This is a genomic window from Deinococcus aerius (assembly GCF_002897375.1).
GTDB classification, from domain to species: Bacteria; Deinococcota; Deinococci; order Deinococcales; family Deinococcaceae; genus Deinococcus; species Deinococcus aerius.
Genome location: NZ_BFAG01000020.1, coordinates 53,061 through 62,614, shown reverse-complemented (window position 1 = coordinate 62,614; position 9,554 = coordinate 53,061). Strand labels below are relative to the sequence as shown.

Genomic DNA, 9,554 nt, shown 5'->3' with positions numbered 1-9,554 from the left:
AAGCGGGCGCTGTGGTGGCGGCGTCTGGTTGCAGCACGGCGCTGCTACTCGCCGTTCCACTCAGCCCCTGGATGCTAGTGGTCCTGGTCGTGGCGCTGCTGTTCGTGACGCCCCTGGCGCTGCGGATGTCGCAACCAGCGTATCCCGTCCCGCCGCCGGGTCTGCTGGCTGCCCGCGCCGGAGAGACGGTGCTCGGGGCTCTCGTTGGACTGAGCGTGGTGGTCCTGTGCCTTCGGCGGCGGAACGCCGGGCGGAGTGACAAACGCGCTAGGCTGGGCGGCGAACAGCGCATGACGGAATTGAAAGGTATTCGCACCCCACAGCAGGACCGCAGCCGCCAGTCGTTCGAGCGCGTTCTGGAAGCGGCCATCGAGATCCTCAGCGAGGAGGGGTACGAGCAGCTCACGCTGGCGGGGGTCAGTCAGCGGGCGGGGGTCTCCACCGGATCCATCTACGGGCGGGTGCGCGGCAAGGAGGACCTGCTGGACGCTGTGCAGGTGCGGATTCTGGAGCGGGTCGAGGGGCAGCAGGCCGAGTTGCTGTCAGACATCCGCGCCGAGCATCTCCCCTTCGGCGCCCTGGTGACCAAGATGGTCTCGGCGCTGGGCGAGTTCCTGAAGGCCCAGGCCAACCTGCTTCGCCCGCTCATGTCGCGCGCCCCCTCCAACCCCACCGTCGCCAGCCTCGGCAAGCGGTCCTTTCACAAGCTGAGGCAGGGCTGGGTGGACACCCTGCTGGAGCGCCGCGCCGAGATCGGACATCCCCGGCCCGAACACGCGGTGGAGGCCTGCTTCTCGCTCGCGTACGCCGCCTTCGCCCGCTACCTCGGCCTGGGATCGACGGCGGATGTAGCGGGCGAGGGCGACTGGGACGAGCTGAAGCATGACCTGGGCGAGATGAGCGAGCTGTTCCTGCGGTACGGTCCCCGCGCCTGAGCCAGCCCGCTCTTGACTTTTGATCAAATCTAGCGCACTCTTAATTAGAACGGTAATTCTAGTTCTTGTCGTCCGCCGCCGCTCCCTCGCCGGGAACAACGGCGCCCAGCCTCTCTCCCACCCCGGAGGACCCATGCGCTTTTCCGTCTTTCTCGTTGGCCGTTCCACCGCCCCCGAACAGGACCGCGCCATCATCCAAGCCCTGACCGAGCACGCCCGGGAGGCTGAGAGGCTGGGCTACGACGCCGTCTTCATGCCCGACCATCACTTCACCGGGTACGCCCCGATGTCCAGCGACCCCTTCGTGTTCGCGGCCTACCTGGCGGGGCAGCTCAAGAAGGTCCACTTCGGCATGTCGGTCACCACGGTGCCCCTCCACCACCCGGTCCGGTTCGCCGAGCGGGTGAACCTGCTCGACCAACTGACCGAGGGGCGACTACTCGTAGGCATCGGCAGCGGCACCACCCCCGAGGAGATGATCGGCTTCGGGGTGAATTACAAGGAAACGTCCCGCATCGCGCAGGAGAACCTTGACATCGCCGAGCGGCTGTGGAACAAGGGCATTGACGACGAGCCTGTCGTGTTCGACACCGGGCACTACAAGGGGGCCGTCATCCAGCGCATCGTCCCCGCGCCCTATGGGAAGCGTCACGCCCCGCTGATGAGCGTGGCCCTGCGGGAATCTAGCGCCCTGCGTGCCGCCCAGAGCGGCTACCCCGCCTTCATCCCGGCCTTCACGCCGCCGAAGATCGGGGGCACCGAGCCCTTCACCCACGTGCAGAAGTATTTCAAGGTGTACTGGGACGCCCTGCTGGCCGCCGGTCATCCTGAGGAGGTGGTGCGCTACGCCCTCTCCTGGACAACCCACACCTACCAGTGCGTGCATGTGTCTGAGACGGACGAGCAGGCGCGCGAGGAGCTGGAGGTGATTCTGCGGGGCTACCAGGCGGCCATCGACCGCGAGATGGTCTACAACAAGCGGGCCGAGGAGATCAGCGACGTGAAGATTCACGAGACGCCTAACGCGCTCAGTGAGGACTGGATCGGGACGTGGTGCCTGTACGGCAGCCCCGAGACGGTCCGGGCGCACCTTCAGGAATATCAGGACCTCGGGATCGGCAACGTGCTGATGGGCTTCACCAACGGGCCGCTGACCGACGAGCGCCTGCGGTTGGGTCAGCAATCCATGCGCCTCTTTGCCGAGCAGGTCATGCCGCATTTCAAGCAGCCGGAGCTGGTCCGCGTATGACCGCCGCGACGAGACCATTCATCGTGGGGATCGGCGGCACCACCCGCCCCGGTTCCAGCGGGGAAAAGGCGCTGCGGGTGGCGCTGGGGCACGCCGAGCGGGCCGGGGCCCGGACGCGGCTCTTCGGCGGCCCCGAACTCGCCGCGCTCCCCCTGTATGCTCCCGAGAAGCAGGAACGGAATGAGGCGGAGGTGGCGCTCGTCGAGGCCGTGCGGCAGGCGGACGGCGTGCTCGTCGCCACGCCCGGGTATCACGGGGGTGTCTCCGGGCTGGTGAAGAACGCGCTCGACCTGCTCGAAGACCTGCGAGGCGACGAGCGGCCCTATCTCGACGGGCGGGCGGTGGGGTGCATCGTGGTTGCGGCGGGCTGGCAGGGGACCGGCGTGACGCTGAGCGCCCTGCGGGACATCGTACACGCCTTACGGGGCTGGCCCACGCCGCTGGGCGTCACCATCAACACCGTGGCCGTGCAGGCCTTCGCCCCCGACGGGAGCTGCACCGATGCGGCCACCGACGGCCAGCTCGCCACGCTCGCCGGGCAGGTCCTGCACTTCGCGCGGGCGACCGCCGCCCTCCGCAGCGGGGTGCCCGCATGACCGCCGAGCCGCCCGTCACCCCCGCCCCGTGGACGCTGGAGGAGGCGGCCCCCTTCACTGCCGGGGCGGACCTGTGGTCGACCGCCGCCCGGCCTGAGCGCGGCATCTCCCCCGTGCGGATGGTCGACGGCCCGATGGGGGTCGCCAGCCCCCACATTGACGAGCGGGACGTGTCGCTGGTGATGCCCTGCGGCACGGCGCTGGCCGCGTCGTGGGACGTGGACCTGGCCCGCCGGGTCGGCGAGGTCGTGGCGGGCGAGTGTCACCGCCGCGGGGTGCAGGCGATTCTCGGCCCGAACCTGAACCTGCCGCGCAGCCCGCTCGCCGGACGCGCCTTCGAGACGTACTCGGAAGACCCCTTCCTGACGGGCACCATCGGCGCGGCCTGGATTTCCGGCATGCAAGCCCGCGGGGTTTCCGCCGTCGCCAAGCACGTTGTCGGCAACGACTCCGAGACGCAGCGGCACTCCATGAACTCGGTGATGGACGAGCGCACCCTGCGCGAGGTGTACCTGAAGCCCTTCGAACTGGCGGCGGAGGCGGGCGTGTGGGCGATGATGATGGCCTACAACCGTTGCAACGGGGTCACCTGTAGTGAGCAGGCGCACGTCATGTCCATCCTCCGCCGGGACTTCGGCTGGAACGGTGTGCTGATGTCCGACTGGTTCGGGGTGCAGGACGGCGCCCGCAGCCTGAACGCGGGCCTGGACCTGGAGATGCCCGGCCCGCCGCGCCAGATGGGGCCTCAGGCGGCGGACTTCGTGGCGCAGGGACAGGTGCCGGAGGAACGGGTCGTGGAGGCGGCGCGGCGAGTAGCGGCCTGGGCCGGGCAGGTGGACCGCTCGCCGCAGGGGACGGAAGGCGACCCCCAGGCCGTGCTGACGGAGGCCGCCGCCGCAGGCTTCGTGCTGCTGAAGAACGAGGGGGCGGTCCTTCCCCTCAGTGCAGATCGGCCCCTCGCGGTGATCGGCCCGAACGCCTCCGTCCCCTGCTACCAGGGCGCGACCTTCGCCCGCATTGCCCTTGCGGAGGACGTGCTCACCCCCCTGGAAGCGCTGCGGCGGCAGTTCGGCGAGGTGACCCACGAGGTGGGTGTCCTGCCCGAGTACCGCCTGCCGCCACTGTCCGCCCTGCCCATCACGGCGGACAGTGGTGACCGTGGCCTGACGGTGGAGTATGCCCCGGGTCCCGGCAGCGCGCCCAGTTTTCAGGAGGTGCGGCGAACGTCCACCCTGGTCTGGTTCGGCGACATGCCGGGGGGCCTGAGTACCGGGCGGCCCGGCACCGTGCGGGCCCGCACCCGCTTGCGGCCCGAGCGCAGCGGTGTCTACCGCCTGTTCTACGGCGGGACGGGCGACGTGACCTTCCTCGTGAACGGGGTGGAGCGGGGCCGCCGTCCCTCCCCGGTTGTGTCGGGGGACGTGATGGGGCACCTGCTGCGGGGCGAGTCGGATCACCTCGACCTGGAGCTCACGGCGGGCGAGGACGTGCATCTGGAATACGTGATGACCTTCGCACCCGCCCGCGCCCAGGGGCTGTGGTACGGGGCCCAGCCGCCGGAGGTGCCGGACCTGCTCGCCCGCGCCGAGGCCCTGGCGGCCCGCGCCGAGCAGGTCGTGCTGGTCGTGGGCGAGACCGCCGACTCGGGCGTGGAGAGCCGCGACCGCACCACGACCCGGCTGCCCGGGGCCCAGCTCGACCTGATCCGCCGCGTCTGCGCGGTCAACCCGCGGACAGTCGTGGTGGTCAACGCGGCGCACGCGGTAGATACGGAATGGGCCACTGAGGCTGCCGCCGTGCTCCAGGTCTGGTTCCCGGGCCAGGGGTTCGGCGCCGCCCTGGCCGAGGTTCTCACGGGCCTGCGGGAGCCGGGGGGGCGCCTGCCCGTCACCTTCGCCCGGCGGGAGGAGGACTACCCCGCCTTCGATCTCACCCCGGACACCAGCGGCGACCTGCGCTACGAGGAGGGCGTCTTGATCGGCTACCGCGCCTTCGCCGCGCGCGGCGTCGCCCCCGCCTTCGCCCTCGGGCACGGGCTGGGGTACGCGGAGTTCGAGTACGGCGGGGTGGGTGTGGAGCCGCAGCCGGACGGGAACATTCGGGTCGCCGTGCAGGTCACCAACACCTCGGGCCGGGCGGGCAAGGAGGTCGTGCAGGTGTACCTGGAGCAGCCGGAATTCGGGGGGGTTCCGGCCCACCCCGAGCTGGCGGCTTTCGCCGCACCTGTCGTCCCCGCCGGGGAAACGCGGACGGTCCACCTGACCGTCCCCGCCCGGGCTTTCCGCCGCTGGTCGGAGGCCGAGGGAGGGTGGGTCATGCCGCCGGGCACGTGGACCCTGAATGTGGGGCGTTCGCTTCAGGACCTCCGCTGGACGGGGCAGGTCACCCTCTAACAGCATTCACCCTGACGCCCGGCGCGTCCGCCCCTTGCTGGCGGGACGCGCCGCCTCTTCCATGTCCATGATGTCGGCGATCTTGAGCCCGGTGCTCAGGATGTGGTGGTGCATCTCCTTCCCGGCCTCCCCGGCCTTCCCGGCGCGCATCAGGTCGAGGAGGCGCTGGTGCTCGGCGTTGCCCGACAGGCTGTAGTTGGTGCTTTCCAGGTGCTTGTGCAGGTAGTGCTGCACCCGGTAACGCAGGTCGCGGATCTGGGCCGCCAGGTGGGGACGGTGGGCGCGGTCGTAGATGATCCGGTGGAACTCCATGTTGTTCTGCGAGAACCGCGCCATGTCGAACTGCCCCTGCGGGTGCTCCATCTCCGCCACAAGGGCGTCCAGCCGGGCGAAGTCCTCCTCCGTGAGGTTCGGCACCGCCTTGACCGTCGCCAGTTCCTCCAACGCGGCCCGCATCTCGTACAGCTCGCGGATCTCGTCGGCGGTAAAGCGGGTGACCTGTGCCCCCCGGTGCGGCTGGATGGTCACCAGCCCCTCGGATTCCAGGGTGCTCAGCGCCTCGCGGATGGGCATGGTGCTCACCTCGAACCGCTGGGCGAGGTCCTCCAGCCGCAACCGCTCGCCCGGCTCGAAGGTGCCGCGCACAATCTCGTCGCGCAGCATGTTCACGAGGGCCGTTTTAACGGTGCGGGGGAACATAGGTGCAGTCTAGCAAAGGGTTTGATCACATATCTTTTTAGAACGAGCACTAGAGGCTGGGAAGGAGGCCGCACTCGACTCCCCTGTCCCAAAGGGGTCTTGTTTGAGGTAAATGCGCCGATGCATCGGGAGTGAGCGTCCATCATCCATCGTTCCCGCCCGTCGGCGGGCTCACGGCCTGTAATTACCCGCCCAGAGAAGCGTCTCTTCGCCAGCAGGAGAGGTGCGTGAGGGCTGTATCTGGGGTCCTACCCAACGATGTTTCCCACTTCTCCTCCCCGTGGGACGCGATCACTTGCCCACCCGCCCCCCTCCTCCCGGCTTGCCAAAAATCAGAATATCGGTTATGTTTGATCAAACATCAAACAGCGGCAACTTCGTGGGGTGACCCATTCACCTCCCGCCGTCTCCGGAAGCTGTCACGCCGGGGTTTCCCTCGTCTTCCGCCCCCTGCCTTGGAGGTACTGACATGAAACGCACCCTCGCCCTGCTTTCCCTGACGGCCCTGCTCTCCTCGCCCGCCCTCGCCCAGAGCGGCGAGCTGCGCCTGATCGCCCAGGCGAGCGAACAGGGCAACCCCAGCATGCAGGCGCTGGTCGACGCCTTTATGAAGAAGTACCCGAACGTCAAGGTGAGGACCGAGTTCTTCCCCATCGGCACCGGGTACCCGCAGGTGCTGCGCACCCAGCTTCAGGGCGGGAACGCGCCGGACCTCTTCTACGTCACGGCGGGCTCGGGCGGGCTGGTTTCCGTGCTGCCCTTTCTGGACGCGGGCTATGTGGCCGACCTGAGCAAGCGCCCCTGGGCCAAGACGGTGATCCCCACCGCCTCCCGGGGCCTGTACTGGAAGAACAACCAGCTCGCCGCCGTGCCGCTGGGCATGACGCCCATCGCCGCCGTCTACAACGTGGACCTGCTGGGGCAGCTCGGCGTCAGCCTCCCGAAGACCATGCCCGAACTGCTCAAGACCTGCGGCGTGATCCGCAGCAAGGGCAAGAGCATGTTCTCTCTGGCGGGCGCCAACCCGCAGAACGGCGGCCTGCTCGCCGCCACCCTCGCCGAGAACTACGTGCTGGGCAGCGACCCGCAGTGGAACGCCAAGCGCACGGCGGGCAAGGTGACCTTTGCCGGAACCCCGAGCTGGAAAAAGGCCCTGCAAGCCCTGCTCGACATGAAGAACGCGGGCTGCTTCATTCCGGGCGTCGAGGGCGCGGACCTGCCCCAGGCGGCCCCGGCGATGGCGAGCGGCCAGGCCCTCGCCTTCGTGATTCCCACGGGCGCCATCTCGGCCCTCAAGAGCATCAACCCGAAGCTGAACCTGGGCGCCTTCGTGCTCCCCGGGCCGACCGCCGCCAGCACGGTCCTCGCCGTGTCGCCGACGGACGCCATCGCCGTCTCCAAGAACTCAAAGAACCTCCCGGCGGCGCTCGCCTTCGCGGACTTCATCGCCACGGGCGGGGGCTCGGAACTCTACACCAAGGTGACGGGGGACATCTCCACCCGGCAGGCCGCCACCGGCCAGAACCTGCCCCCCGAACTGAGCGGGATTGCGACCGCCCTGCGGAACAAGTCGCGCATCGCCCCCCTCATCCAGATCGAGTGGAGCAACCCCCAGGTGTACACCACCCTGGGTGAAGGCGTTCAGGGTTTGCTGACCGGGCAACTCACGGTGGACGCGCTACTCGCCCGCCTGGACGCGGCCTGGAACCGCAAGTAAGACGAGGGGGCGGCGACTGGCCGCCTCCGACCCTCTCCCGGACGAGGTTCGGCCCACCGGAGGACTCCCCGTGACCAGCCACCACTCCCGCAATATCCCAGGGGTTGCCCACCCGGCCACCGGGCGGAAACGCCCGAATCCCCCCCGTCACGTGCCGCCCTGGGCCTGGGCCGTCCCCGCAGTGGTCCTGGTCTTCCTGGCCCGCTACGTCGCGGCCGTCGCGGGCGGCTGGTACGCCTTCACCGACTGGAACGGGCTGACGCCGACCGCCACCTTCACCGGCCTGGAGAACTTCCGCCAGATCTTCACCGACCAGGGGGCCCGCACCGCCCTGCTGAACACCGTCAAGTTCGCCGCGTGCTTCGTGGTGCTGACGAATCTGGTCGGGTTGTTCCTGGCCGTCGCCCTCAATCAACACCTGCGGACTCGCTACCTGCTGCGGACCGCCTTCTTCGCCCCGGTGGTGATGAGCCAGCTCGCCACGGCCTTTATCTGGCGCTTCCTGTTCGACTACTCCGGGCCGATCAACGGGGCGCTGGACGTGCTGGGGCTGGGCGCCCTCAAGAAGACCTGGCTCGCCAACCCCACCTGGTCCTTCTGGGCGGTGGTCGTGGTGCTGGTCTGGCAGTTCTCCGGGCTGGCGATGGTGATTTTGCTGGCGGGCCTCCAAGGCATCCCGCAGGAGGTCGAGGAGGCCGCCGAGATCGACGGGGCGTCCTCCTGGCAACGCCTCGTGCGCGTCACGCTGCCGCTGCTGGCCCCGGCCCTCGCCATCAGCATCCAGCTCTCGGTGATCTCGGGGCTGGCGATCTTCGATCAGGTCATGGCGCTGACGAACGGCGGGCCGCTGGGGGCGACCGAGACGCTGGCGACTCAGGTGTATAAGCAGACGTTCGTGTTCGGGCGCTACGGCTACGGCACGGCGCTCGCCCTGCTGCTGACGGTGCTGATCGCTGCGGCGGCCATTATCCAGCAACTCACCACCCGCGCTGCCGAGCGGAGGAACGCATGAGAAGCCGCAAGAACAGGCTTTTGACCCGCGAGATCGGGCTGTGGCTCCTCGCCCTGATCTGGGCCATTCCCTTCCTCTTCCTGATCGTGATCTCGGTCAAGCCCACCGCCGAACTGTTCACCTCGGCCCTGCAACTCCCCAGCCGCATCGACCTGAGCAGCTACGCCGGGGCGTGGCAGAGCGGGCACCTGGGCTCGGCGCTCGTGAGCAGCCTGATCATCACGGGCGGGAGCGTGCTGGGGATCGTGGCCCTGAGTTCCACCGCGGCCTACACTCTCGCGCGGCGGGAGGGAAACATCGCGGTCATCATGGGCCTGCTCTTCCTGATCGGCATCGTGCTGCCCTCGCAACTGGGCCTGATCCCGATCTACTCGCTGTTCAAGCGGCTGCACCTGCTGGGCACCTACACCGGGCTGATCCTGCTGAACGTCTCCACCTGGCTGCCGCTGGCGATCTTCCTGTACACCGGCTTCCTGCGCCAGCTCTCCCACGAGTACGAGGAGGCCGCGCAGATCGACGGCGCGAGCGTCTGGTACACCTTCCTGCACGTGGTCTTCCCGCTGCTGAGGCCCGTGACGGGCACCGTGGCGATCCTCTCCGGCCTGCTGATCTGGAACGACTTCTTCAACCCGCTGGTGTTCCTGAGCGGCACCGGGAAGACGCCCCTGCCGGTGGCGGTGTACTCCTTCGTGGGCAACTACGCGACCCAGTGGAACTACGTGTTCGCGGCGGTGGCGATTGCCCTGGTCCCCGCGCTGCTGTTCTTCATCTTCGCGCAGCGGCAACTGATTCAGGGGTTCTCGGGTGGGGTGAAGGGGTAGAGGAGCACCTCGGGTAAGAGAAGCTCCGTTTTTCTGGAGCGCCATGCCCGCTCACCCCCTCTGCTGCGCAGCTCTACGAGTCCCAGCCTCCCCCCTCAAGGGGGAGGGGCAGAAACAGGACGCTCTTTATCC

The 9,554-nt window shown here is 68.7% G+C and carries 8 protein-coding genes; 7 read left to right on the top strand and 1 reads right to left on the bottom strand.

Annotation, left to right across the window (positions count from 1 at the left end):
- From DAERI_RS20405 to DAERI_RS20390, 4 genes are all read left to right on the top strand, one after another.
- Positions 1 to 935 (top strand): TetR/AcrR family transcriptional regulator (locus tag DAERI_RS20405; protein ID WP_235610487.1); only part of this gene is annotated, 935 nt, incomplete at its 5' end.
- A 133-nt stretch (positions 936 to 1,068) separates the two neighbouring features.
- The gene (locus DAERI_RS20400) at positions 1,069 to 2,184 is read left to right on the top strand and encodes an LLM class flavin-dependent oxidoreductase (protein WP_103131283.1); all 1,116 of its coding nucleotides are present in this window, start codon (positions 1,069 to 1,071) and stop codon (positions 2,182 to 2,184) included.
- Positions 2,181 to 2,780, top strand: a complete 600-nt coding sequence (locus tag DAERI_RS20395) for an NADPH-dependent FMN reductase (protein ID WP_103131282.1) — start codon at positions 2,181 to 2,183, stop codon at positions 2,778 to 2,780. The genes DAERI_RS20400 and DAERI_RS20395 overlap by 4 nt, the downstream gene beginning before the upstream one ends.
- A complete protein-coding gene (locus DAERI_RS20390; protein ID WP_103131281.1) occupies positions 2,777 to 5,173 on the top strand; it encodes a beta-glucosidase in 2,397 nt (798 codons plus the stop codon). Before DAERI_RS20395 ends, DAERI_RS20390 begins: the two co-directional genes overlap by 4 nt.
- Before the next feature lie 6 nt (positions 5,174 to 5,179).
- Here the strand turns inward: DAERI_RS20390 and DAERI_RS20385 are convergent, their stop codons facing one another.
- Positions 5,180 to 5,872: a GntR family transcriptional regulator gene (locus tag DAERI_RS20385; protein ID WP_103131280.1), complete on the bottom strand. Its 693-nt coding sequence runs from the start codon at positions 5,870 to 5,872 to the stop codon at positions 5,180 to 5,182.
- Between the two features lie 469 nt (positions 5,873 to 6,341).
- Here DAERI_RS20385 and DAERI_RS20380 point away from each other — a divergent pair, with 469 nt between their 5' ends.
- The 3 genes from DAERI_RS20380 (at position 6,342) to DAERI_RS20370 (ending at position 9,422) form a co-directional block, all read left to right on the top strand.
- Entirely contained in the window at positions 6,342 to 7,589 is a 1,248-nt protein-coding gene (locus DAERI_RS20380; RefSeq protein ID WP_103131279.1) for an ABC transporter substrate-binding protein, read from the top strand.
- Positions 7,590 to 7,659: 70 nt separating this feature from the next.
- Positions 7,660 to 8,601: a carbohydrate ABC transporter permease gene (locus DAERI_RS20375; RefSeq protein ID WP_201262795.1), complete on the top strand. Its 942-nt coding sequence runs from the start codon at positions 7,660 to 7,662 to the stop codon at positions 8,599 to 8,601.
- Positions 8,598 to 9,422 carry a carbohydrate ABC transporter permease gene (locus tag DAERI_RS20370; RefSeq protein WP_103131278.1) on the top strand — a complete coding sequence of 275 codons (825 nt, stop codon included), beginning with the start codon at positions 8,598 to 8,600 and terminating at the stop codon, positions 9,420 to 9,422. Before DAERI_RS20375 ends, DAERI_RS20370 begins: the two co-directional genes overlap by 4 nt.
- Positions 9,423 to 9,554 lie beyond the last annotated feature (132 nt).